Raw genomic sequence first — 22739 nt, 5'->3', positions numbered from 1 at the left:
CCTCTTAATCAAACCCTACGCCCGGAACAATACTCCACAACCAACCGAGTCACCGCCGCCACAATCGTGCGATCCACATCCGCAGCGGTAAACAATCGAAATTGCACATCCGGCAAATCCGGCAATCCGTGTTCGCCGCCAAGAACCGCCAGCCCTTGCCCCAATTGGCTGGCGGCCATGGGCGCTACCGCGAAACCGGCAAGTGCCGCTGCTCGCAACCCGGCGGCGCTGCTGCATAACATTGCCGTGCGTTGGGCGATTCCGGCCTGGGCCAACCTCGTCAGCGCCGCCTCCCGGTAGGGGCACGGTTCGGGGAACAGGGCCAACGGCAGCGGCGTCGGTAACTGGGTGACAGGTTGCGCCGACCAGGCCCACACGAGCGGCTCTTGCCAGAGCAGCAACCCAGCCTCGCTGGTTTCGCACAGCGAACCGACGACCAGCTCCAGATGGCCTTGCTTCATCAGGTTCAGCAACGTCCCCGGAATGCCGACCTGCACGTCGATCTCCATGCCCGGGTACTGCGCCGCGAAATCCTGGAAGGTGCGCAGTAACCGCGCCTCGACAAAATCGTCGGACACCCCGATCCGCAGTCGCCCGTGAAACGGTGTGCGCGTCAGTTCGGCCCAGGCATCACGGTTCAACGTAAGAATCGTGCGCGCATAAGCGACCAGGCGCTCGCCATCGGGTGTCAATTGCTGAGCGCGAGTGGTGCGGGTCAACAGCGGTTTGCCGACCTGTTCCTCCAGTCGCCGTACATGACCACTGACCGCAGATTGCGTGAGGTGCAGCTTTTGGGCGGCACGACTGAAACCTTCTTCCTCGACGACAGTGACAAAGGTCTTGAGCAGCAGGTGATCGAACATAGTTTTATACGTGATAAATAGCGCATGAATTTACAATTTATATTTCAAATATAGCTATGTTGCAATGCGCCCACCTGCCCTATTCCCCCCACTGATCGAGGCGCGCCATGACGACTCTTCTCCATATTGAATGTTCTCCCCGCAAGCAGCGTTCGGCTTCCCTGGAAGTCGCTCGCAGCTTCATTACGCGTTATCGGGAAAACGCACCGGACACCGACATTGTCACGCTCGACTTATGGAGCCTGGCGTTACCGGAATTCGATGACCTGGCCCTGGAGGCCAAATACGCCGGGCTCAATGGCACGCCCTTGACTGCCGCGCAACAGGACGCCTGGAACACGCTAAAGGACTTGGCCGATCACCTGCATCGCGCTGATGTGCTGGTGATGTCCGTACCGCTGTGGAACTTCAGCATCCCCTACAAACTCAAGCACTTCATCGACCTGGTGTCGCAGAAAGACATCCTGTTCAGCTTTGATCCGGAGCACGGCCTGGAAGGTCTGCTGGTCAACAAAACAGCCGTGGTGATGTATGCCCGAGGCTTGGATTTTTCGGCCCAGTCGATCACGCCAGCAACCCGCTTCGATTTTCAGAAACCCTACGTTGAAGCCTGGCTGAAGTTTGTCGGCGTGACGGATGTGCATTCGGTGATTGTGGAAAAAACCATCCTGGGGGAAGACGTTGATCGCAGTGCGCGAGAGGCAGCGAATCAACAGGCCAGGCGATTAGCGGACAGTATTTGAGCCTTCATGAAGCATTGCTTCGCTTCGGGTAAAGGCGCCTTGACCGCCCGGGCTTGCATAAACGGGTAAGGACAGGCGCCCCCCAATTGCGCTGATCAGAGACGTAAGCTATGGTCCGCCTGCTCGCGCCAGAGCTCGCAGTCACTGACCGCAAGCGGCGCCGTCACTGGACGCCATATGTGCGGGTATTTCGGCCGGGTAGCGGTTCAGTTCGATAGACGAAAGGACTCAGCAATGACTCTGCACATCAACACTCCCTTGATTGAATCCCGTCAACTCAGCGCGATCGCACAGCGCGCTATCTGGCTCAAGATTGACGCGTTGCAGCCCTGCGGGTCGTTCAAGTTGCGTGGCGTCGGGCATGCCTGTGAGACCTATCACGCCCGTGGCGCCAAGCGATTTATTTCGTCTTCGGGCGGCAATGCGGGGCTTGCCGTGGCCTATGCCGGACGCCGATTGGGCCTGCCTGTGACCGTTGTCGTGCCGGAAACCACCACCGAGCGAGCCAAGCAATTGCTGGCCCTGGAGGGGGCGACGGTGATTGTCCATGGCAGCTCCTGGCAGGAAGCGAACCAGTTGGCGCTGACCCTGGCATCCCCAGACGATGCGTTCATTCATCCTTTTGATGACCCGCTGTTATGGACGGGCCACGCCACGCTGATCGATGAGGTGGCACAGGCCGGGCACAAGCCGGATGCCGTAGTGCTTTCGGTGGGCGGTGGCGGGCTGCTTTGCGGGGTAGTCGAAGGCCTTCACCGCAATGGCTGGCAAGACGTTCCGGTCATCGCTGTCGAGACCGAAGGGGCTGCGTCCTTTCGCGCCGCCACCGAGGCCGGTCGACCGGTGGAAATCGAGCGCATCAGTTCTGTCGCCACCTCCCTGGGAGCCAAACGGATCTGTGACCAGGCCTTCCAGTACCGCGCAACCCATCGGATCGAAAGCGTGGTCGTGACCGACCGGCAGGCGCTCGATGCCTGCGAACAGTTTTTGCTCGATCATCGCGTTCTGGTCGAGCCGGCCTGCGGGGCCGCGCTCTCCCTGGCTTATGAACCCCATGCACTGGATCGATACGCTAACGTCCTGGTGGTGGTTTGCGGCGGGGCAACGGCCACCCTCGCACAAATCCGGCAGTGGGCCGCCGCGATATAAGCACCGGTTGGAGGCGGCCGGCCCGATCGGTCACCGCTCCTTTCGCTGAAGCACGTCAATCCGACAGGCTCGTGTTTGAGTCTATGCTTACGTTGCCTTTGCGATTCGCCCCCAATCGCTCACCAGGAGCCCACGTGAAACCCTCGACATCTGCGGCAGCGCTGCTCTGTCTATTGCTTGGCACGGTTGTGCAGGCCGAGGAGTATCAGGTCGTAACCGAAGAATGGGCCCCGTACAACTACCAGGAGGACAACCAACTCACCGGCATGACCACGGAGATCGTGCGGGCCATCATGGCGCTGACCGGGGACCAATTCGAGATATCGATGCAACCGAGCATGCGCGCCAGCCAGATCCTGAAGAGCCGCCCCAAGACCATCATGTACTCGATGTTCCGCACACCGGAGCGCGAGCCATTGTTCAAGTGGGTCGGCCCAATCGTGGAAGAATCCATCCACCCCTATCAATTGAGCACCACGCCGCCGGTGAACTCCCTGGAGCAATTGCTGCATGCCCCGCAGATCACCACGCGCCATGCCGGCCTGGTACCGCAGATGCTGCAATCGATGGGCTTCAACAACCTGGACAAAAGCGCCACCGAGAGCCGGCAGCTGTACCGCATGCTCCTGGCCGGACGCACCGAGATCGTCATCGGCGACACCGATGCGGGGTTGGCTTACTACAGCCGCCAATTGAAGATTCCCCCCGGCACGCTGCGCAAGATTCCCATCGAGTTGTATCGCTCATCGCTGTACATCGCCTTCAGCCCCGACAGTGACGACAAGGTGGTCGCCGCCTGGGCTCGCGCCCTGGAGCAGTTGCGCAGCTCCGGCGAGTTGGCGCGCATCCAGCGGCGCTACGAACAGCCCACAGAGCAATGATTCACCCGACATCGACCAAGGGCACGTCAAAAAACCCGCTAGACTCAAACGTGTACAGGCGCCCGCCACTGCCGTATCGATCACCCTCCGATTCAAGGCTGTACGGGCTTGTAGGGATACACGGACCCTCAAGGGGCCAAGGAGTGATAATGAGCAAGTTTCAGCATTGGTTGAATACCCAGGGCCACACTGCGCTGTGGGTGGTGTTCTGGCTCTATGGCGTGGCGCTCAGCAATGTGCTGTTTGGCCTGATCCTGATGGCGTTCAACCGGGTGACCCCGTCCCTGTTCGGCTTGATGCTGCTGGCTTTCGTGGCGTATACCGCCTGCATGCTCAACGCGGTATGGCGCAACGCCGACAATGTCCGCAGTCCCGTCTACGGCCAGATCGCCCGCTTCCTCACGGTGGCCTGGTCGGTCAATGCGGTGCTGGTGAGTGGATTCCTCTTCCTGAGCCATCTGAACGCCACAGCATTGCCGCTGCCGATGCCATTCTGATCCCGCAGGCTTCGGGGCCGTGGATTCCGCCTGCCGTCGATGAATGACGGCAACGGCGCGGTCACGCGCGCCCCTCTCCCTGGTGTACGATCAGCGCCCATCAGGAGGTCGGTACATTTGTACGGCGCGCATGAGCTTCCATGCTCCACCCTCATCCATAAGACCTGAGCCACATGAATCCAATCGACCTGTTGTCGTTTCAACGCATCACCCGCGCCCATGGCGAACTTGAGGGCGGCGTGTATTTCGATGCGCAAGAAAGCCTCACCCATGAGGTGTTTCCCGAGCGTATCGTTTTCCAGACCAATTACCTAGATTACCGCAGCTACGACGTCCATCTCGCCGACGGCCGGGTACGTGTGCTCATGACGAGACTGGACGACTACGAACGCGGCGACAAGGCCCAGGTGATCGAAGATGACATGGATGAAGAGGATTGGGAGGAACTCGGCAGTTTGTGGGAGCGCTTGAGCCGTGACCTGGACACCGAGCAAGGGCCGCCGCTGGCTGTGGCCGATACCCTGGCCGATCTGTTCTATTACTTGTTCGACGAGACGCACGCGGACACGCTCGCGCAAAACATTCCTGCCCCTACCGGGCAGTGGGATTGGGCCTGGACTCAGCTCCAGTCAGCGCTCGCCGAGGCCAATCGGCTGGCTGAATTCGAATGGAAGGAATGGCCGACCCAGGGCGTCGGTGCGGTCAACGCCCTCGCACCGCTGCGGCGGTTGGGCATCGAGATCGCGACGCCGGATGCCAAGGCTGTCGATGCGGTTAACCGTGCCGACCACTGGGAGCGGGCATTGCTCCAGTATTTCAACGCACAGTTGGACGCCCATGATTTGAAGCTGCTGGCCATCGGCACGCATTTCGATGAATACCAGACCTTCGCCTGCCTCTCCATGAACGGCCTGGCCCTGGCCAACGCACTGGAAGTCATGGAGCGCCTGGGGATTGTCTATGAATACTGAATCCTTCCACGAGCCTGGATTGAGCCATGAAAATCTGTGACCAATGCCGGGCCGTGATTTTCCAGGAAAACGCCCCCTGCCCACGCTGCACCGAGGAAAAACGCCTCGCGCTGGAGGCCCTCGTTCCCCAGCCCGCACAACCGAAGTGGCTGAAAATTGCCAAGTGGCTGCTGATCGGCCTGGTGGTTACGGTGCTCGCCGCAGTGGCCGCGATTACCTGGCTGCTGAACTCACTGGGGCCGATGCCTTCTTTCGGATAACTGCTACAACAGAGATCCGTGACAGCACTTAGGCTCTGTACGAAAAGCCTTGATACTCGTTCATGCTGCGTTGAAAACAGCCTCGGAATGCTCATTTACAACCCGTAAAGTCGAGCGCGACCCCGGCCGTTCCTCGGCTGTTTTCGCCTTGCCTGACCTTCGTCTCAAGACTTTTCGTACAGAGCCTAGGGCTGCTTCGCATCCCAGCGGGAGCAAGCTCCCTCGCCACAGAAATCGCTCCACAATTAAAGGGGCGTGGCTCCCAGTGCGGTCACGATCTGTTGCAGGGCCGGCGACGGGCCGTCGATACGTACCTTCAGGCTGTCGATTTCCCGGCGCGGCGGGTAGTGCTTGCGCAACACATCGAAAGCGCGGCGCTGCTCGTCGACCGTGCCCACCAGGCTGCGGCGAAAATTCGCGTCGTCGCCACGCGGGTCGTACACGCTCCGGCACAGCACTGCCAGCGCCCAGGCAGGGTCGGTTTCGGCATCCAGGGTGATGCCGCCCAGCCAGGGCCGGGGCAGCAAGTCGCTGAGACTGACTTGGGCTGGTTGTTCGAGAAACGCGCACAAGGCTTCGTAGATCTGTGCCGTACCACGCTGGCGGCCGTCGAGGCTATAACCGGCAATGTGCGGCGTAGCGATCACGCACAGGTCGGCCAGGTCCACGTCCACGGTCGGCTCCTGCTCCCACACATCAAGCACCGCTTGCAGGTCTTCACGGGCCAATAGCACCTCACGCAATGCCGCGTTGTCGATCACCGGCCCCCGGGCCGCGTTGATCAGCCAGGTGCCGGGCTTGAGCCGGTTCAGGCGATCTTCGTCGAACAGATGCCAGGTCGGTTGCGCGCCGTCGCGGGTCAAGGGGGTGTGCAAGCTGATCACATCGCACTGTTCGATGATCTGCTCCAGGCTCACATAGTCGCCCCCTTCGGCCGCCTGGCGCGGCGGGTCGCAGACCTTCACTGCCCACCCCAGCCCCTTGAGCACCTCGATCAGGCGCCCGCCCACCTGGCCCGCCCCAACCACTCCGAAGGTACGTCGCTTGAGGTCTGCGCCTTCGATTTCCGCCAGGGTCATCAGGCTCCCCAGCACATAGTCCACCACGCCGCGGGCATTGCAGCCCGGCGCACTGGCCCAGCGAATCCCGGCCTCGGCGAAATAGTCCAGGTCCAGATGATCGGTGCCGATGGTGCACGTGCCCACGAAGCGAACCTTGCTGCCTTCGAGCAGCGCCCGATTGACCTGGCTGACCGAGCGCACCAGCAACACATCGGCCTGGGCAACCATCGAGCGATCGATGCCGCGACCCGGCACCCGACGGATTTCGCCGAAACCTTGGAAAAATGCATCAAGCAGGGGAATGTTTTCGTCGGCGACGATCAGCATGGCAGAGCTCCTTTGGCGGGGTGGGCAGTGTAGGCGTTCCCGTGGGCCTGCGCATTACCTGGAGCGATTACAAATCCCCAATAGCATTACAACAGTGGCAGGGTTTGATCGCTGGCTTGAGCTGTGCGGCGTTGATGCTGTCGATCCGCTTGGCGCGCAGTGCACGCAAGCAGATCCGTATCAGCCACTCGAAGGATTAACCGAGCTTCTTGCGGATCCAGTAGAGGTACGTGCCTGCTTCCTCACGCTGGGCCACCAGTTCGTGATCCAGGAACACGCAAAACTTGGGGATGTCGCGGCGCGTCGAGGGGTCGGTAGCGATCACCTTCAGCAACCCGCCGGGGATCAGGTCGCGGATGTGCTGGTGCAGCATCATCACCGGTTCCGGGCAATTGAGGCCGGTGGCATCCAGCGTGCCGTCGACCGGTGTGTCGTTCATTTCGCTCATCGTGTACTCCTGAAACTGGTCAGCATTGTCGCGCAATGTCGGTTGAGAGCAAAGCCTGTGGAATCGCAAACATGTGAAAGCACCTGTGGGAGCAAACTTTGCTCGCGACGCAGGCACCTCGGTCTCCTGACCGCATCATCGTTCATCGCGAGCAAGCTTTGCTCCCACGGGGCTTTTTCGCGTCCAACCGCCGCAAATGACACGTCACTTCCTCGCGGTCGTGGTACAGCTGCTTGCAACCGATCTCCACCTTGATACCCCGGGCCTTGAAGCCATCGGCGATGCGTTCGAGCAGGCGCTTCACTTCGGCATAGCGCTGTTTCATCGGCAGCTTGAGGTTGACCACCGCCTCGCGGCAATGCCCTTCGCCGATCCACTCCTCCAGCATCGCCGCGTTGCGCGCCGGCTTCTCGACGATGTCGCAGACCATCCAATCCACCGGCTGTTTGGGCTTGAAGGTAAAGCCGTCGGCCATGAGGTGTTGCACGAGCCCGGTGTCCATCAGACTCTCGGCCATCGGGCCGTTGTCGATGGCGGTCACCAGCATGCCGCGGTTGACCAGTTGCCAGGTCCAGCCGCCCGGCGCGGCGCCGAGGTCCACGCCGGTCATGTCGCTGTGCAGGCGCTCGTCCCATTGGTCCCGGGGGATGAAATGGTGCCAGGCCTCTTCGAGCTTGAGGGTCGAGCGGCTCGGCGCCTCCCGGGGGAACTTCAATCGGGGAACGCCCATCGGCCACATCGCCGAGTTGTCGACCTCCGCCAGCCCCAAAAATACCTCGCGACCGCTCTTGAAGGTCAGCAACAGGCGCGGCTTGCGCGGGTCTTCCAACAACTTGCCGGCCCCGCTCAATGCCTTGCGTAGCGGGCCTTCGAATTTTTTGCAGAAGTTCGACAGTTCCTTGCCGTCGTTGGTATCGAGCACTTCCAGCCACAGGCTGCCGCAGGTCGGCAATGCCGCCATGTGGGCCAGGATGACGCTGATGCGGTCGGTTTCCGGCAGGTCAATGAAGGTGCCGCGCGCCCATTGACGCGGGAAGATCAACTCGGCGAAACGCAGGCCACGCATCAGCCGTTCGGCACCGTCATCTTCGCTGCAGACAAATTCGGCGCAGGCGCTGGCCGGTTTGGCCCTGGCGTAGCCCGCCACGCCCAGGCGCGCGGCATGGTCGGCGATCTCGGAGCAGACCTCGCCCTCGAAACCCGGCCGGCAGTGCATGAAAAGCGTGTTCATTGAAACTCCGTAGCGCTGTCACGAAACCGGCGCATGATAGCGGAGTTCGGAACCCCGGGCCTTCTTCGAGTGTCCCGTGATTAGTCATTCAGCCAAAACAGGACTAGGTTAAAAGCTCTGTCCGTTCCGTCAGTCCGTCGCCGTGCGGACTCAAAGGAGTGATTTCAATGCCCTCCATCGATAGCCTGAAAACCCTCAAGACGCTGCAAGTCGACGCCAGGACCTACCATTATTTCAGCCTGCCGGAGGCCGCCCGGAGCCTGGGTGAGCTGGACAAGCTGCCCATGTCGCTCAAAGTGCTGTTGGAAAACCTGCTGCGCTGGGAGGACGGGACGACTGTCACCGGCTCCGACCTCAAGGCCTTGGCCGGGTGGCTCAAGGAACGCAGTTCCGACCGGGAGATCCAGTACCGCCCGGCGCGGGTGCTGATGCAAGACTTCACCGGGGTCCCCGCCGTGGTCGACCTGGCCGCCATGCGCGCCGCCGTGGAGAAGGCCGGCGGCGATCCGCAGCGGATCAACCCCTTGTCGCCGGTGGACCTGGTGATCGACCACTCGGTCATGGTCGACCGGTTCGCCAGCCGCCAGGCGTTCGAACAGAACGTCAACATCGAAATGCAGCGCAACGGTGAACGCTACGCCTTCCTGCGCTGGGGCCAGAGCGCTTTCGCCAATTTCAGCGTGGTGCCACCGGGCACCGGCATCTGCCATCAGGTCAACCTCGAATACCTGGGGCGCACCGTATGGACCGCGGAGGAAGACGGTCGCACCTATGCCTTCCCCGACACCCTGGTGGGCACCGACTCCCACACCACCATGATCAACGGCCTCGGCGTACTGGGCTGGGGTGTCGGTGGGATCGAGGCGGAAGCAGCCATGCTCGGCCAACCCGTGTCGATGCTGATTCCCGAGGTCATCGGCTTCAAGCTCACCGGCAAGCTGCGCGAAGGCATCACCGCCACCGACCTGGTGCTGACCGTCACGCAGATGCTGCGCAAGAAAGGCGTAGTGGGCAAATTCGTCGAGTTCCATGGCGACGGCCTCGCCGACTTGCCGCTGGCCGACCGCGCCACCATCGCCAACATGGCTCCGGAATACGGCGCCACCTGCGGTTTTTTCCCGGTAGATGACGTGACCCTGGACTACCTGCGCCTGTCCGGGCGTCCGGCGGATACCGTGAAACTGGTCGAAACCTATTGCAAGGCCCAGGGCCTGTGGCGCTTGCCCGGCCAGGAGCCGCTGTTCACCGATACCCTGGAGCTGGACATGGGCAGTGTCGAAGCCAGCCTCGCCGGACCGAAACGCCCGCAAGACCGGGTCGCGCTGCCGAACGTCGGCCAGGCCTTCAGTGACTTCCTCGGCCTGCAGGTCAAGCCCACCAGCAAAGAAGAAGGTCGCCTGGAAAGCGAAGGTGGCGGTGGCGTCGCCGTGGGCAACGCCGATCAGGTGGGAGGAACCGAATACGAATTCGAAGGCCAGACCCACCACTTGAGAAACGGCGCGGTGGTGATCGCCGCCATTACCTCCTGCACCAACACCTCCAACCCCAGCGTGATGATGGCCGCCGGGCTGCTGGCGAAAAAAGCCGTGGAAAAAGGCCTGACCCGCAAACCCTGGGTCAAGAGTTCCCTGGCACCGGGTTCCAAGGTGGTCACCGACTACTACCAGGCCGCCGGGCTGACCCAATACCTAGACCAGCTCGGTTTCGCCCTGGTGGGTTACGGTTGCACGACGTGCATCGGTAACTCCGGCCCGTTGCCCGAGCCGATTGAAAGAGCCATCCAGAAGGCCGACCTGACCGTGGCTTCGGTGCTGTCGGGCAACCGCAATTTCGAAGGACGGGTGCACCCACTGGTGAAAACCAACTGGCTGGCCTCGCCCCCGCTGGTGGTCGCCTACGCGCTGGCTGGCACGGTGCGCATCGACATCAGCAGCGAGCCGCTGGGCAACGACCGGGACGGCAAGCCGGTGTACCTGCGGGACATCTGGCCCAGCAGCCGGGAAGTGGCCGATGCGGTGGCCCAAGTCGACACGGGCATGTTCCACAAGGAATACGCCGCCGTGTTTGCCGGCGATGAGCAATGGCAAGCCATCGCAGTGCCGCAAGCGGCCACGTACGTCTGGCAACCGGACTCGACCTACATCCAGCACCCACCTTTCTTCGATGATATCGGTGGGCCACCACCCGCCATCAAGGACATCAAGGGCGCGCGGGTCCTGGCCCTGCTGGGCGACTCCGTGACCACCGACCACATCTCCCCGGCCGGCAACATCAAGACGGACAGCCCGGCCGGCCGTTACCTGCGCGAACAAGGCGTCGAACCCCGGGATTTCAACTCCTATGGTTCAAGGCGCGGCAATCACCAGGTGATGATGCGCGGCACTTTCGCCAATATCCGCATTCGCAACGAAATGCTCGGCGGCGAAGAAGGTGGCAATACCCTCTATATCCCCAGTGGCGAAAAAATGTCGATCTACGACGCCGCCATGCTGTATCAGGCCAGCGGCACGCCCCTGGTGGTGATCGCCGGGCAGGAATACGGCACCGGTTCGAGTCGCGACTGGGCCGCCAAGGGCACCAACCTGCTGGGGGTCAAAGCGGTGATCGCCGAGAGCTTCGAGCGCATCCATCGCTCCAACCTGGTGGGCATGGGTGTGCTGCCATTGCAGTTCAAGCTCGACCAGAACCGCAAGAGCCTGAACCTGACCGGCAAGGAGACCCTGGAGGTCCTGGGCCTGAGCGACGTCGAGCTGACACCGCGCATGAACCTGCCGGTGGTCATCACCCGCGAAGACGGGCGCCAGGAGCGCATTGAAGTGCTGTGTCGGATCGACACCTTGAACGAAGTGGAGTATTTCAAGGCGGGCGGGATACTGCACTACGTCCTACGGCAATTGATTGCAGCATAAAAAGAAGCGTCTTACGAAAACACCGCCTCTCATGGGCGGTGTTTTTTTATGGGCTTGCCTATAATCCCGGCCGCAATGGTTCTTCTGTATCAAGGATGTGATATGCCCGCTCTACCCTGGCCCTACCTGGCCCTTCTTTCCCTCGGCTATACCTTGGCCGTCGCTTACGGACAACTGGCCTGGACCGCGACCATCTCCTTCGCACTCCTGCTGTTCGCCGGTTATGCGGTTCGCCAGCAGCAGACACCGGTCGGCCGGTTTCTCGGCCACGCACTGTTCCTGGTCATGGCCCTGGCGCTGGCCCTGCACTTGATGCCCGGTTTCTTCAATGGCCGGGCCATCCCGACACAACGCCTGACCGACGATGCCGCGCCGTTTGCGATGTACCTGAACCAGGACAAACCGCTGATCGGCTTCTGGCTGCTCCTGGCTTGTCCCTGGATCGTTGGTCGGCGCTCGTTGCGCCTGTCGGTCTACGCCACGGCGCTGGGCCTGGCCTTGAGCGCTGTACTGGCCTTGGGCGGTGCGATGCTGCTGGGCATGATCCACTGGGCGCCGAAATGGCCCGAACACGCCTGGCTGTGGATTCTCAACAACCTTTTATTGGTGACGGTGGTGGAGGAAGCGCTGTTTCGTGGCTACATTCAGGGTGGCCTGGGTCGTTACTTCAAACAGCGAAATCATGGCGATGCCCTGGCCTTGCTGCTCGCCTCGCTGGTGTTCGGCCTGGTGCACGCCGGGGCCGGTTGGCAGTGGGTACTGCTGTCAGGCCTGGCAGGGATCGGCTACGGGCTGGCCTACCGCTTTGGCGGGCTGGCCGCGGCAATCGCCACCCATTTTTCGCTCAACCTGCTTCATTTCGCCCTATTTACCTACCCGATGCTGGCGTGATAGCGAAAGATAAAAATAACTTCAATTAACGCCTGACAGCGCCGACAACCTTTCAAAGCCTTGCGGACCTAAAAAAACATGCGTAACAACCAGCCCGTCACACAGCGCGAAAGAACTTTTCCGGCGCAACAACGATTGATTTCCACCACCGATGCCAAGGGCGTGATCACTTACTGCAACGAGGCATTCGTGGACGTCAGTGGGTTTTCGAAAGAAGAACTGATCCGTTCACCGCACAACCTGGTGCGTCACCCGGACGTACCGCCCGCCGTGTTCGCGCACATGTGGGAAACATTGAAACAGGGCTCGCCCTGGATGGGCGTCGTCAAGAATCGCTGCAAGAGCGGTGATCACTATTGGGTCAACGCCTACGTCACGCCCATCTTCGAAGGCAACCAGGTGGTCGGCTATGAATCGGTCAGGGTCAAGCCCACCGCCGAGCAGATCAGCCGCGCCGAAGCGCTCTATCAACGCATCAACCAGGGCAAGCCGGCGGTCCCGCGCAGCGACAAGTGGGTCCCGATGCTTCAGGACTGGTTGCCGTTTATCCTGGTCAGCCAGTTGAGCTTCATCGTCGGCGCCTTCCTGAACTCCCAATGGGGCTTTGCCCTCGCTGCGTTGTTGTCGGTGCCGCTGGGGCTGTTGGGCCTGCAATGGCAACAACGCGGGATCAAGCGCCTGTTGCGGCTCGCCGAACAGACGACCTCCGACCCGTTGATCGCCCGCATGTACACCGACAGCCGTGGCGCGCAGGCACGCCTGGAGATGTCGATTCTCAGCCAGGAAGCCCGCTTGAAAACCTGCCTCACCCGCTTGCAGGACACCGCCGAGCACCTCAACGACCAGGCGCGCCAGTCCAACACCCTGGCCCATGACAGTTCCAGCGGCCTGGAGCGTCAGCGCCTGGAGACCGAACAGGTCGCCACGGCGGTCAACCAGATGGCCGCGACTACCCAGGAAGTCGCCAGCCACGTGCAACGCACCGCCGATGCCACCCAGGAAGCCAATCGACTGACCGGGCGTGGCCGCGACATCGCCGGGGAAACCCGCGAGGCCATCGAGCGCCTGTCGGTCGTGGTCGGCGAGACCGGGCAGACCGTGACCCAACTGGCCAGGGACAGTGACGAGATCGGCGGCGTAGTGGACGTGATCAAGGGCATCGCCGACCAGACCAACCTGCTGGCGCTCAACGCCGCTATCGAAGCGGCCCGTGCCGGTGAAATGGGCCGCGGTTTTGCCGTGGTGGCCGACGAAGTGCGACAACTGGCGCAACGCACGAGCGAGTCCACCGGGCAGATCCACGCCCTGATCGCCAAGCTCCAGCAGACGGCCACCAATGCCGTGCAGACCATGGACGCCGGCCATCGCCAGGCCGAGGAAGGCGTGGCGCGGGTCATGGAGGCGGACCAGGCGCTGGTGGGGATCAGCGAAGCGGTGGCCAACATCACCGACATGACCACCCAGATCGCCGCCGCCACCGAAGAGCAAAGCTCAGTGGCCGAGGAAATCAGCCGCAACATCAGCAACATTTCGGAACTGGCCGACCAGACCTCGGGCCAAGCCCACAGTTCGGCGCTGCTGAGCGAAGAACTGACCCGCACGGCCACCACGCAGTATTCGTTGGTGGAGCGGTTTAACCGCTGAGCTCAATTGACAAACAAAGAACCCGGACAGCGAACGCTTCCGGGTTTTTTGTCGCCTGACAGGCCGCTATCGTGAGCAGGCCATCCCACCCAGCAAAGAACCTACTGGAGAAACGCCGCCACCTGGGTCGCTGTCGCCTCCAGATGTTGCTCATGACTGAATCCCGAAGCTTTCAACGGCTTCAAGTCATGATCCCCCGCCACCAGCCACGACACCTCGATACTCGGTGACAGCGCATAACCCTGCACCGCTTCGCGGTTGCCCAGCGCATCACGCTCGCCCTGGACGATCAAGGTCCGGGTCTTCAATGTCGCCAAATGCTCGACTCGCGGTTTTTCCGGTTTGCCCGCTGCGTAGAAGGGATACCCCAGGCACACCAGCGCATCGGCGCCCAACTCATCGGCCAGCAAACTCGCCATGCGCCCGCCCATGGACTTGCCGCCGATGGCCAGCAGTCCAGCGACATAAGGCCGCACCGAGGCGTACACCTCGCGCCAGCACTCCAACAGCTTCGGGGTCGGGTTGGGTGGACGCTTGCCCCCATCCTGGCGCCGCTGGGCCATGTAGGGGAACTCGAAACGCAACACGTTGACCCCATGCGCAGCAAGGCGCGCGGCCATTTGTTCCATGAATTCGCTGTCCATCGGCGCACCGGCGCCATGGGCGAGGATCAGCGTTGGCGCCCCGTCGAGCGTGCCCGATTGCGCGGCCGTCCAGCGCCAACCATGCTGCTGCACGCACCGCGCCCATTGATCCCCGTCAATACTGGCCTTGTGCTGTTTGTCCATGCTTGCCTCGCTTTTAGTCTGCCTATAACTCCAGGCGAAGAACGCTGCGCTGCCCTGCGCCGCCAAGCTCTTCGGCTGAACCGTGGATGGGGAACCATGAACACTTCTATCAGTACCGCCTACAACTACAAGGTGGTCCGCCAATTCGCCATTATGACGGTGGTGTGGGGCATCGTCGGCATGGGGCTCGGGGTTTTTCTCGCCGCCCAATTGGTCTGGCCGCAGCTCAATTTCGATTTACCCTGGACCAGCTTCGGCCGCCTGCGCCCGCTGCACACCAACGCGGTGATTTTCGCCTTTGGTGGCTGCGCGCTGTTCGCCAGCTCGTTCTATTCGGTGCAACGCACCTGCCAGACGCAGCTGTTTGCACCGAAAATCGCCGCGTTCTGCTTCTGGGGCTGGCAACTGGTGATCCTGCTGGCGGCCATCAGCCTGCCACTGGGCTACACCAGTTCCAAGGAGTACGCCGAGCTGGAATGGCCGATCGACATCCTGATCACCATCGTCTGGGTCGCCTACGCCATCGTGTTCTTCGGCACCGTGGCCACGCGCAAGACCAAGCACATTTATGTGGGTAACTGGTTCTTCGGCGGGTTCATCCTGACGGTGGCGATCCTGCACATCGTCAACAACCTGGAACTGCCGGTGAGCTTCACCAAGTCCTACTCGGTGTATGCCGGGGCCACGGACGCAATGGTGCAATGGTGGTACGGCCACAACGCCGTGGGCTTCTTCCTCACCGCGGGTTTCCTGGGAATGATGTACTACTTCGTGCCGAAACAGGCCGAACGCCCGGTGTACTCCTATCGCCTGTCCATCGTCCACTTCTGGGCGCTGATCACCCTGTACATCTGGGCCGGCCCACACCACCTGCACTACACCGCATTGCCGGACTGGGCCCAGTCGCTGGGCATGGTGATGTCGCTGATCCTGCTGGCCCCCAGCTGGGGCGGCATGATCAACGGCATGATGACCCTCTCCGGTGCCTGGCATAAGTTGCGCAGCGACCCGATCCTGCGCTTTCTGGTGGTGTCCCTGGCGTTCTACGGCATGTCGACCTTCGAGGGTCCGATGATGGCCATCAAGACCGTCAACGCCCTCTCCCACTACACCGACTGGACCATCGGCCACGTACACGCCGGCGCACTCGGCTGGGTGGCGATGATCTCCATTGGCGCGCTCTACCACATGATCCCGAAAGTCTTCGGCCGGCCACAGATGCACAGCATCGGCCTGATCAATGCGCACTTCTGGCTCGCGACCATCGGCACCGTGCTCTACATCGCCTCGATGTGGGTCAACGGCATCGCCCAGGGCCTGATGTGGCGTGCGGTGAACGAGGACGGCACGCTCACCTACTCCTTCGTCGAAACCCTGGTGGCCAGCCACCCCGGCTTCATCGTACGGCTGGTGGGCGGTGCGGTCTTCCTCAGCGGCATGCTGCTGATGGCTTACAACACCTGGCGCACCGTGCGGGCCTACCAGCCTGCCGAAGCTGCCGCTGCCGCGCAGATGGTCTGAGGAGTCCGCCATGAAACACGAAACAATCGAAAAAAACGTCGGCCTGCTGATGCTGCTGATGGTGCTGGCCGTAAGCATCGGCGGCCTGACCCAGATCGTGCCGCTGTTCTTCCAGGACGTAACCAACAAACCGGTGGACGGCATGAAGCCCTACACCGCCCTGCAACTGGAAGGCCGCGACATCTACATCCGCGAAGGCTGCGTCGGCTGCCATTCGCAGATGATCCGACCGTTCCGCGCCGAGACCGAACGCTATGGCCACTACTCGGTCGCCGGTGAAAGCGTCTGGGACCACCCGTTCCTGTGGGGTTCCAAGCGTACCGGGCCGGATCTGGCCCGGGTCGGCGCGCGCTACTCCGACGACTGGCACCGCGCGCACTTGTACAACCCGCGCAACGTGGTGCCCGAGTCGAAAATGCCGGCCTACCCATGGCTGGTGACCCAGGCGGTGGACAGCAGCAACACCGAAGGCAAGCTGCGCGCCATGCGCACCCTCGGCGTGCCGTACACCGATGATGACATCGCAGGCGCAACGGCCACGCTCAAGGGCAAGACCGAGATGGACGCGCTGGTGGCCTACCTGCAAGTGCTCGGCACTGCCATCAAGAGCAAGAGGTGAGCCCCATGTTTCTTGAAATGAGCACTGGAATGATCCGCGGCCTGGGCACAGTCGTGGTCTTCGTCGCCTTCATCGGCCTGATCCTGTGGGTTTTCAGCAGCAAGCGCGGCCCGGAATTCGCCCAGGCGCGCCTGCTGCCGTTCGCCGACGAACTGTCGTCCGACCCCGCCAATCCCCAAGACCCTGCAACAAGGAGTACCCAGCCATGACCACCTTCTGGAGTACGTGGATCTGCGTACTGACCCTCGGCAGCCTGATCGGCCTGACCTGGCTGCTGATTGGCACCCGCAAGGGCGAGACCAAGGGCAGCGTCGACCAGACCATGGGCCACAGCTTCGACGGCATCGAGGAGTACGACAACCCGTTGCCGCAGTGGTGGTTCCTGCTGTTCGCCGGCACCCTGGTGTTTTCCGTCGGCTATCTGGTGCTCTATCCGGGCCTGGGCAATTGGAAAGGCATCTTGCCCGGCTACGAAAATGGCTGGACCGGTGCCCATGAGTGGGAAAAGGAAATGGCCAAGGCCGACGCCAAGTTCGGGCCGATCTTCGCCAAATTCGCGGCGATGCCAGTAGAAGAAGTCGCCAAGGATCCGCAGGCGTTGAAGATGGGCGGTCGTCTGTTCGCCTCCAACTGCTCGGTCTGCCACGGCTCGGACGCCAAGGGTGCCTTCGGCTTCCCGAACCTGGCCGACAGCAACTGGCGCTGGGGCGGTGCGGCCGACACCATCAAGACCACCATCATGGGCGGCCGCATGGCGGCGATGCCGGCCTGGGGCGAAATCCTCGGGGAAGCCGGAGTCAAGAACGTGGCCGCGTACGTTCGCCACGACCTGGCCGGCCTGCCACTGCCAGCGGACAACGGTGCCGACCTGCAAGCGGGCCAGCAAACGTTCAGCACCACCTGTGTTGCTTGCCACGGTGCCAACGGCCAGGGCACCGAAGCCATGGGCGCGCCGAACCTGACGCATCCGGCCGGCTTCATCTATGGCACCAGCCTGGCACAACTGCAACAGACCATTCGCCATGGTCGCCAGGGCCACATGCCGGCGCAGAGCGAACTGCTCGGCAATGACAAGGTGCAACTGCTCGCGGCCTACGTTTACAGCCTTTCCAAAAGTGATGAGCAGTTGAGCGGCAAGCCGCAAGCTGCAAGCCTCAAGTAACAGCAAAAGCAAAAGCTGCAAGCGACGCTTACTCGCTTGCAGCTTGAAGCTCGCAGCTCGCAGCTGCTTCTTTTTGTCGCACCCTTCCTCCGTCTTCCTTTCGAATCCCCGCAATCGCGTCTACGCTTGCCTTTGCGTGCACTGGCGACTGCCGGTCAGCGGTCGACCCGACCCGATGTGTTCGACAATCGTTCGACGAAAAAGCCGCAAAGGCAGGCGAATACCGGCTATCACGATAGCGACCCGGCATTTCCCGAACGCAGCGTGTGAACACACCCCGTTACAACCGACCCGCCCCCCTCGCCTCTTTCCTTCGACTCGACGTTTTGCCGAGGGTCAATTTTGTCCCTACACGGAACATGGAAAGGCCGCAGAATCAGCTTTGGAAAGCATTGACCCAGGTCATGGCGCGTTGCAATGCCCCCCCGCTTTCTCCATACTTGCGACCGATTTTTATCCTAATAAAACACCCAAACCGTGGAACCTTAGAATGAGCACAGCAATCAGTCCGACTGCTTATAACTATAAGGTAGTCCGCCAGTTCGCCATCATGACGGTGGTCTGGGGGATCCTTGGCATGGGGCTCGGTGTCTTCATCGCCTCGCAACTGGTCTGGCCGGAGTTGAACTTCGACCTGCCCTGGACGACGTTTGGACGCCTGCGCCCACTGCACACCAACCTGGTGATCTTCGCCTTCGGTGGTTGTGCATTGTTTGCCACTTCTTACTACGTCGTGCAGCGAACCTGCCAGACCCGACTGATCTCCGACAGCCTCGCCGCCTTCACCTTCTGGGGTTGGCAAGCGGTCATCGTCGGCGCCATCGTGACCTTGCCGCTGGGCTACACCACCACCAAGGAATACGCGGAACTGGAATGGCCCCTGGCTATCCTGCTGGCCATTGTCTGGGTGACCTACGGCCTGGTGTTCTTCGGCACCATCGTCAAGCGCAAGACCAAGCACATCTATGTCGGCAACTGGTTCTACGGCGCCTTCATCGTCGTGACGGCGATGCTGCACATCGTCAACCACATGTCGCTGCCGGTCAGCCTGTTCAAGTCGTACTCGGCCTACTCGGGCGCGACCGACGCGATGATCCAGTGGTGGTACGGCCACAACGCCGTGGGCTTCTTCCTGACCACCGGTTTCCTGGGGATGATGTACTACTTCGTGCCGAAACAGGCCGAACGTCCGATCTATTCCTACCGCCTGTCCATCGTGCACTTCTGGGCGCTGATCACCCTGTACATCTGGGCCGGTCCGCACCACCTGCACTACACCGCACTGCCGGACTGGGCCCAGTCCCTGGGCATGGCGATGTCGATCATCCTGCTGGCTCCGAGCTGGGGCGGCATGATCAACGGCATGATGACCCTGTCGGGCGCCTGGCATAAATTGCGCACCGACCCGATCCTGCGGTTCCTGGTGGTGTCCCTGGCGTTCTACGGCATGTCGACCTTCGAAGGCCCGATGATGGCCATCAAGACCGTCAACTCCCTGAGCCACTACACCGACTGGACCATTGGCCACGTACACGCCGGCGCACTCGGCTGGGTGGCGATGATTTCCATCGGCGCGATCTACCACATGATCCCGAAATTGTTCGGTCGCACGCAGATGCACAGCACCGGCCTGATCAACACGCACTTCTGGCTCGCCACCATCGGTACCGTGCTCTACATCGCCTCGATGTGGGTCAACGGCATCACCCAAGGCCTGATGTGGCGCGCGATCAACGACGACGGCACCCTGACCTACTCGTTCGTCGAAGCCCTGCAAGCCAGCCATCCGGGCTACATCGTACGGGCCCTGGGCGGCGCGTTCTTTGCCACCGGCATGCTGTTCATGGCCTACAACGTGTATCGCACCGTTCGTGCTTCTGACCCGGCTGAAGCTGAAGCCGCCGCCAAGATCGCCGTAGTTGGAGCTCACTGATGAAGCACGAAGCAGTAGAGAAGAATATTGGCCTGCTGGCCTTCTTCATGGTCATCGCCGTGAGCATCGGCGGCCTGACCCAGATCGTTCCGCTGTTCTTCCAGGACGTGACCAACAAGCCGGTCGAAGGCATGAAGCCGCGTTCGGCCCTTGAACTGGAAGGCCGCGACATCTACATCGCCAACGGCTGCGTGGGTTGCCACTCGCAGATGATCCGACCGTTCCGCGCCGAGACCGAACGCTACGGCCACTACTCGGTCGCCGGTGAAAGCGTCTGGGACCACCCGTTCCTGTGGGGTTCCAAGCGTACCGGTCCGGACCTGGCCCGTGTTGGCGGCCGCTACTCCGACGACTGGCACCGCGCGCACTTGTACAACCCGCGCAACGTGGTACCTGAGTCGAAGATGCCGGCTTATCCGTTCCTCGTAGAAAACAAGCTCGACGGCAAAGACACCGCGAAAAAAATGGAAGTCCTGCGCACTCTGGGCGTGCCTTACACCGACGAAGACATCGCCGGTGCCAAGGATGCCGTGAAGGGCAAGACTGAAATGGACGCACTGGTGGCTTATCTGCAAGGCCTGGGCACCATCATCAAAAGCAAACGGTGATTCGTATGGATATCGGGATGATTCGTGGCCTGGGCACCGTCGTCGTGATGGTTGCCTTCGTTGGCCTGGCCCTGTGGGTGTTCAGCCCCAAGCGCAAGTCGGAGTTTGACGACGCGACCTTGCTGCCGTTCGCGGATGATCCCGAAGCCATCAAGCACGTCGAGCAAGCTTCTAGGAGTAACAAAGAATGACTACATTCTGGAGTCTGTACGTCACAGTCCTCAGCCTGGGAACGATCTTCTCGTTGACCTGGCTGTTGCTGTCGACCCGCAAAGGCCAGCGCGCCGAGCAAACGGACGAGACCGTTGGCCACTCGTTCGACGGGATCGAGGAGTACGACAACCCGCTGCCGAAATGGTGGTTCATGCTGTTCGTGGGCACCATCGTGTTCGCCCTCGGCTACCTGGCGCTCTACCCTGGCCTGGGCAACTGGAAAGGCCTGTTGCCGGGTTATAACTACCTGGACACCGAAAAGCAGACTGCCTTCGCCAACGGCCAGAGCGGCTGGACCGGCGTCCACGAGTGGGAAAAGGAAATGGCTCGTTCGGACGCCAAGTTCGGTCCGATCTTCGCCAAGTTCGCCTCCATGCCGATCGAAGAAGTCGCCAAGGACCCGCAAGCCCTGAAGATGGGTGGCCGTCTGTTCGCCTCCAACTGCTCGGTCTGCCACGGTTCCGACGCCAAGGGCGCCTATGGCTTCCCTAACCTGACCGACGCCGACTGGCGCTGGGGCGGCGAGCCGGAAACCATCAAGACCACCATCATGGGCGGTCGTCACGCGGTGATGCCGGGCTGGGCTGCCGTGATCGGAGAGCAAGGTGTTGCCGACGTCGCGTCCTACCTGGTGACCGGCCTGCACGGTCGCAAGTTGCCGGAAGGCGCCAAGGCCGATCCGGCCAACGGCCAGAAACTCTTCGCCGCCAACTGCGTGGCTTGCCACGGCCCGGCGGGCAAAGGCACGCCGGCCATGGGTGCACCTGACCTGACGCATCCGGTCGCGTTCATCTACGGCTCGAGCTTCGCGCAACTGCAGCAGACCATCCGCTACGGTCGCCAAGGCCAGATGCCGGCCCAGGCCGACCTGCAAGGCAACGACAAGGTCCACCTGCTGGCCGCCTACGTCTATAGCCTGTCCCACGGCGAAAAGGCTCCGGCCGCTGACGCCCAGTAAGACGAGCACCTGATACACGAAAGGCCCCGCCAATCCGATTGGCGGGGCCTTTTTGTTCACGGTGTCCCGTCCTGTTTCGCTTGCCGGCCATCGGTGCGAGTAGTAACGTGCCTACATTCAAGTTCAATGAGGGGCACCGCCATGTCCATCACCACTATCTCCAGCCGCGCATTCAACCACGACACAAGTGGTGCCAAAAAAGCCACCCGTGAAGGACCGGTAATCATCACCGACCGTGGCAAGCCGGCCCATGTGCTGCTAAGCATTGAGGAGTACCAGAAACTGACCGGCGTCAACGCCAGCATTGTCGAGTTGCTGGTCATGCCCGATGCGCCGGATATCGATTTCGAGACCGAGCGTGCCGTCATCACTCCCCGCCCGGTGGACCTGTCCTGAATGTTCTTGCTCGATACCAACGTCATTTCGGAACTGCGCAAACCTCAAGCCGATAAAAACGTCCAAGCCTGGGCGCGCAGCGTTTCTGCTCCCAGCCTGTATGTCTCGGCGATTACCGTATTGGAACTGGAAACCGGCATATTGCGCCTCGAACGCAAGGACCCCGCTCAAGGCAGCCGCCTGCGTGAATGGCTGGATAACCATGTGATGCCTGCGTTCGCAGGTAGAATCCTGACGATCGACCGCGCCGTCGCGCTACGCTGCGCCCGGCTCCATGTACCGGACCGCAGCAATGAATGCGACGCGCTGATCGCCGCAACCGCGCTGGTCCACGGGCTGACTGTGGTCACTCGCAATGTGAACGATTTTCAGAGCAGTGGCGTGGCGCTGCTCAATCCGTGGTCAAGCTGAAATAACGTTACAACGGATCCTCAACTCATCGCCAAGGAGACAGGCGTAGTGGTAGGTATAGACCCCTTCAAGCAAATGGCCGTCAAACGTCCGGGGCTCCGGCATGTCTGACGCACTCTGGGCCGCTCGCCTGGGCGACGCGCTGGAACACACCTCGATGATGGCCGACATCCTCGGTGGCGTGCTCGAGGTAGCCGCGAACATCGCCATCACCGCCCTGGCCACCGCTGCCGTGGTGGCCGCCACGGGCATCAC

24 protein-coding genes and 1 pseudogene are annotated in these 22739 nt (G+C 61.7%); 20 read left to right on the top strand and 5 right to left on the bottom strand.

All coding sequences use genetic code 11. The features are described 5' to 3' along the window. Positions 1-8 precede the first annotated feature (8 nt). A complete protein-coding gene (locus tag N4Q37_RS26510) occupies positions 9-863 on the bottom strand; it encodes a LysR family transcriptional regulator (RefSeq protein WP_260963148.1) in 855 nt (284 codons plus the stop codon). 107 nt (positions 864-970) lie between these two features. Between N4Q37_RS26510 and N4Q37_RS26505 the strand changes: the two genes are divergently transcribed. The 6 genes from N4Q37_RS26505 to N4Q37_RS26480 all read left to right on the top strand — a co-directional run bounded on the left by N4Q37_RS26505 (position 971) and on the right by N4Q37_RS26480 (position 5364). Further along, entirely contained in the window at positions 971-1606 is a 636-nt protein-coding gene (locus tag N4Q37_RS26505) for an FMN-dependent NADH-azoreductase (RefSeq protein WP_260963147.1), read from the top strand. A gap of 234 nt (positions 1607-1840) precedes the next feature. Then, positions 1841-2755 carry a pyridoxal-phosphate dependent enzyme gene (locus tag N4Q37_RS26500; RefSeq protein ID WP_260963146.1) on the top strand — a complete coding sequence of 305 codons (915 nt, stop codon included), beginning with the start codon at positions 1841-1843 and terminating at the stop codon, positions 2753-2755. Positions 2756-2889: 134 nt separating this feature from the next. Continuing rightward, a complete protein-coding gene (locus tag N4Q37_RS26495; RefSeq protein WP_260963145.1) occupies positions 2890-3636 on the top strand; it encodes a substrate-binding periplasmic protein in 747 nt (248 codons plus the stop codon). A gap of 149 nt (positions 3637-3785) precedes the next feature. Then, positions 3786-4133: a hypothetical protein gene (locus N4Q37_RS26490; protein ID WP_260963144.1), complete on the top strand. Its 348-nt coding sequence runs from the start codon at positions 3786-3788 to the stop codon at positions 4131-4133. A gap of 173 nt (positions 4134-4306) precedes the next feature. Beyond that, positions 4307-5104 (top strand): DUF6630 family protein, encoded by a 798-nt coding sequence (locus tag N4Q37_RS26485; protein ID WP_260963143.1) that lies wholly within the window; start codon positions 4307-4309, stop codon positions 5102-5104. Positions 5105-5130: 26 nt separating this feature from the next. Then, positions 5131-5364, top strand: a complete 234-nt coding sequence (locus N4Q37_RS26480; protein WP_260963142.1) for a hypothetical protein — start codon at positions 5131-5133, stop codon at positions 5362-5364. A 245-nt stretch (positions 5365-5609) separates the two neighbouring features. On the opposite strand, the gene pdxB is transcribed toward N4Q37_RS26480, so the two are convergent. Then, positions 5610-6752, bottom strand: a complete 1143-nt coding sequence (gene pdxB, locus N4Q37_RS26475; protein WP_260963141.1) for a 4-phosphoerythronate dehydrogenase PdxB — start codon at positions 6750-6752, stop codon at positions 5610-5612. A gap of 29 nt (positions 6753-6781) precedes the next feature. Here pdxB and N4Q37_RS26470 point away from each other — a divergent pair. Further along, a pseudogene (locus tag N4Q37_RS26470) lies at positions 6782-6952 on the top strand (MATE family efflux transporter); the annotation flags it as partial. Here N4Q37_RS26470 and tusA read toward each other — a convergent pair. Together tusA and rlmM are read right to left on the bottom strand one after the other, a co-directional pair. Continuing rightward, positions 6949-7200 carry a sulfurtransferase TusA gene (gene tusA, locus N4Q37_RS26465; protein WP_260963140.1) on the bottom strand — a complete coding sequence of 84 codons (252 nt, stop codon included), beginning with the start codon at positions 7198-7200 and terminating at the stop codon, positions 6949-6951. The pseudogene N4Q37_RS26470 and the gene tusA sit on opposite strands and share 4 nt — an antisense overlap. Positions 7201-7342: 142 nt before the next feature. Next, on the bottom strand, positions 7343-8431 hold the full coding sequence (gene rlmM, locus N4Q37_RS26460; protein WP_260963139.1) for a 23S rRNA (cytidine(2498)-2'-O)-methyltransferase RlmM: 1089 nt from the start codon (positions 8429-8431) through the stop codon (positions 7343-7345). Positions 8432-8598: 167 nt separating this feature from the next. Between rlmM and acnA the strand changes: the two genes are divergently transcribed. The 3 genes from acnA to N4Q37_RS26445 all read left to right on the top strand — a co-directional run bounded on the left by acnA (position 8599) and on the right by N4Q37_RS26445 (position 13875). After that, positions 8599-11340: an aconitate hydratase AcnA gene (acnA, locus tag N4Q37_RS26455; protein WP_260963138.1), complete on the top strand. Its 2742-nt coding sequence runs from the start codon at positions 8599-8601 to the stop codon at positions 11338-11340. Positions 11341-11442: 102 nt separating this feature from the next. After that, the gene (locus tag N4Q37_RS26450) at positions 11443-12231 is read left to right on the top strand and encodes a CPBP family intramembrane glutamic endopeptidase (protein WP_260963137.1); all 789 of its coding nucleotides are present in this window, start codon (positions 11443-11445) and stop codon (positions 12229-12231) included. Positions 12232-12309: 78 nt separating this feature from the next. Next, positions 12310-13875 (top strand): methyl-accepting chemotaxis protein, encoded by a 1566-nt coding sequence (locus tag N4Q37_RS26445; RefSeq protein ID WP_260963136.1) that lies wholly within the window; start codon positions 12310-12312, stop codon positions 13873-13875. A gap of 101 nt (positions 13876-13976) precedes the next feature. Here the strand turns inward: N4Q37_RS26445 and N4Q37_RS26440 are convergent, their stop codons facing one another. Then, positions 13977-14663 carry an alpha/beta family hydrolase gene (locus tag N4Q37_RS26440; RefSeq protein WP_260963135.1) on the bottom strand — a complete coding sequence of 229 codons (687 nt, stop codon included), beginning with the start codon at positions 14661-14663 and terminating at the stop codon, positions 13977-13979. Positions 14664-14759: 96 nt separating this feature from the next. Here N4Q37_RS26440 and ccoN (N4Q37_RS26435) point away from each other — a divergent pair, with 96 nt between their 5' ends. From ccoN (N4Q37_RS26435) to N4Q37_RS26390, 10 genes are all read left to right on the top strand, one after another. Beyond that, positions 14760-16184, top strand: a complete 1425-nt coding sequence (gene ccoN / locus N4Q37_RS26435) for a cytochrome-c oxidase, cbb3-type subunit I (protein WP_260963134.1) — start codon at positions 14760-14762, stop codon at positions 16182-16184. Between the two features lie 10 nt (positions 16185-16194). Continuing rightward, a complete protein-coding gene (gene ccoO, locus N4Q37_RS26430) occupies positions 16195-16803 on the top strand; it encodes a cytochrome-c oxidase, cbb3-type subunit II (RefSeq protein ID WP_260963133.1) in 609 nt (202 codons plus the stop codon). 5 nt (positions 16804-16808) lie between these two features. After that, positions 16809-17012, top strand: coding sequence for a cbb3-type cytochrome oxidase subunit 3 (locus tag N4Q37_RS26425; protein WP_260963132.1), 204 nt, complete (start codon positions 16809-16811; stop codon positions 17010-17012). Then, positions 17009-17965, top strand: coding sequence for a cytochrome-c oxidase, cbb3-type subunit III (gene ccoP / locus N4Q37_RS26420; protein WP_260963131.1), 957 nt, complete (start codon positions 17009-17011; stop codon positions 17963-17965). The genes N4Q37_RS26425 and ccoP (N4Q37_RS26420) overlap by 4 nt, the downstream gene beginning before the upstream one ends. Positions 17966-18455: 490 nt before the next feature. Next, positions 18456-19898, top strand: coding sequence for a cytochrome-c oxidase, cbb3-type subunit I (gene ccoN / locus N4Q37_RS26415; protein ID WP_260963130.1), 1443 nt, complete (start codon positions 18456-18458; stop codon positions 19896-19898). After that, positions 19898-20506, top strand: a complete 609-nt coding sequence (gene ccoO, locus N4Q37_RS26410; RefSeq protein WP_025110367.1) for a cytochrome-c oxidase, cbb3-type subunit II — start codon at positions 19898-19900, stop codon at positions 20504-20506. The genes ccoN (N4Q37_RS26415) and ccoO (N4Q37_RS26410) overlap by 1 nt, the downstream gene beginning before the upstream one ends. A gap of 5 nt (positions 20507-20511) precedes the next feature. Further along, on the top strand, positions 20512-20697 hold the full coding sequence (locus N4Q37_RS26405; protein WP_105523028.1) for a cbb3-type cytochrome oxidase subunit 3: 186 nt from the start codon (positions 20512-20514) through the stop codon (positions 20695-20697). Continuing rightward, positions 20694-21677: a cytochrome-c oxidase, cbb3-type subunit III gene (ccoP, locus tag N4Q37_RS26400; protein WP_260963129.1), complete on the top strand. Its 984-nt coding sequence runs from the start codon at positions 20694-20696 to the stop codon at positions 21675-21677. Before N4Q37_RS26405 ends, ccoP (N4Q37_RS26400) begins: the two co-directional genes overlap by 4 nt. Positions 21678-21818: 141 nt before the next feature. Further along, complete coding sequence (locus N4Q37_RS26395; protein WP_260963128.1) at positions 21819-22073, top strand: type II toxin-antitoxin system Phd/YefM family antitoxin; 255 nt, start codon at positions 21819-21821, stop codon at positions 22071-22073. Next, a complete protein-coding gene (locus N4Q37_RS26390) occupies positions 22074-22484 on the top strand; it encodes a type II toxin-antitoxin system VapC family toxin (protein ID WP_260963127.1) in 411 nt (136 codons plus the stop codon). Positions 22485-22739 lie beyond the last annotated feature (255 nt).

Source organism: Pseudomonas citri (genome assembly GCF_025336485.1).
GTDB classification, from domain to species: Bacteria; Pseudomonadota; Gammaproteobacteria; order Pseudomonadales; family Pseudomonadaceae; genus Aquipseudomonas; species Aquipseudomonas citri.
Note: the sequence above shows the minus strand (reverse complement) of the source record. Positions and strands in the feature narration are given on the sequence as shown.

Coding starts and splice junctions, on each gene's coding strand:
- pdxB (WP_260963141.1), bottom strand. CDS start 6,752: ATGCTGATCGTCGCCGACGAAAACATTCCCCTGCTTGATGCATTTTTC.
- N4Q37_RS26390 (WP_260963127.1), top strand. CDS start 22,074: ATGTTCTTGCTCGATACCAACGTCATTTCGGAACTGCGCAAACCTCAA.
- ccoP (WP_260963129.1), top strand. CDS start 20,694: ATGACTACATTCTGGAGTCTGTACGTCACAGTCCTCAGCCTGGGAACG.
- acnA (WP_260963138.1), top strand. CDS start 8,599: ATGCCCTCCATCGATAGCCTGAAAACCCTCAAGACGCTGCAAGTCGAC.
- ccoO (WP_025110367.1), top strand. CDS start 19,898: ATGAAGCACGAAGCAGTAGAGAAGAATATTGGCCTGCTGGCCTTCTTC.
- ccoN (WP_260963134.1), top strand. CDS start 14,760: ATGAACACTTCTATCAGTACCGCCTACAACTACAAGGTGGTCCGCCAA.
- N4Q37_RS26440 (WP_260963135.1), bottom strand. CDS start 14,663: ATGGACAAACAGCACAAGGCCAGTATTGACGGGGATCAATGGGCGCGG.
- rlmM (WP_260963139.1), bottom strand. CDS start 8,431: ATGAACACGCTTTTCATGCACTGCCGGCCGGGTTTCGAGGGCGAGGTC.
- N4Q37_RS26405 (WP_105523028.1), top strand. CDS start 20,512: ATGGATATCGGGATGATTCGTGGCCTGGGCACCGTCGTCGTGATGGTT.
- ccoP (WP_260963131.1), top strand. CDS start 17,009: ATGACCACCTTCTGGAGTACGTGGATCTGCGTACTGACCCTCGGCAGC.
- N4Q37_RS26425 (WP_260963132.1), top strand. CDS start 16,809: ATGTTTCTTGAAATGAGCACTGGAATGATCCGCGGCCTGGGCACAGTC.
- N4Q37_RS26445 (WP_260963136.1), top strand. CDS start 12,310: ATGCGTAACAACCAGCCCGTCACACAGCGCGAAAGAACTTTTCCGGCG.
- N4Q37_RS26450 (WP_260963137.1), top strand. CDS start 11,443: ATGCCCGCTCTACCCTGGCCCTACCTGGCCCTTCTTTCCCTCGGCTAT.
- ccoN (WP_260963130.1), top strand. CDS start 18,456: ATGAGCACAGCAATCAGTCCGACTGCTTATAACTATAAGGTAGTCCGC.
- N4Q37_RS26395 (WP_260963128.1), top strand. CDS start 21,819: ATGTCCATCACCACTATCTCCAGCCGCGCATTCAACCACGACACAAGT.
- ccoO (WP_260963133.1), top strand. CDS start 16,195: ATGAAACACGAAACAATCGAAAAAAACGTCGGCCTGCTGATGCTGCTG.
- N4Q37_RS26490 (WP_260963144.1), top strand. CDS start 3,786: ATGAGCAAGTTTCAGCATTGGTTGAATACCCAGGGCCACACTGCGCTG.
- N4Q37_RS26505 (WP_260963147.1), top strand. CDS start 971: ATGACGACTCTTCTCCATATTGAATGTTCTCCCCGCAAGCAGCGTTCG.
- N4Q37_RS26485 (WP_260963143.1), top strand. CDS start 4,307: ATGAATCCAATCGACCTGTTGTCGTTTCAACGCATCACCCGCGCCCAT.
- N4Q37_RS26500 (WP_260963146.1), top strand. CDS start 1,841: ATGACTCTGCACATCAACACTCCCTTGATTGAATCCCGTCAACTCAGC.
- N4Q37_RS26480 (WP_260963142.1), top strand. CDS start 5,131: ATGAAAATCTGTGACCAATGCCGGGCCGTGATTTTCCAGGAAAACGCC.
- tusA (WP_260963140.1), bottom strand. CDS start 7,200: ATGAGCGAAATGAACGACACACCGGTCGACGGCACGCTGGATGCCACC.
- N4Q37_RS26510 (WP_260963148.1), bottom strand. CDS start 863: ATGTTCGATCACCTGCTGCTCAAGACCTTTGTCACTGTCGTCGAGGAA.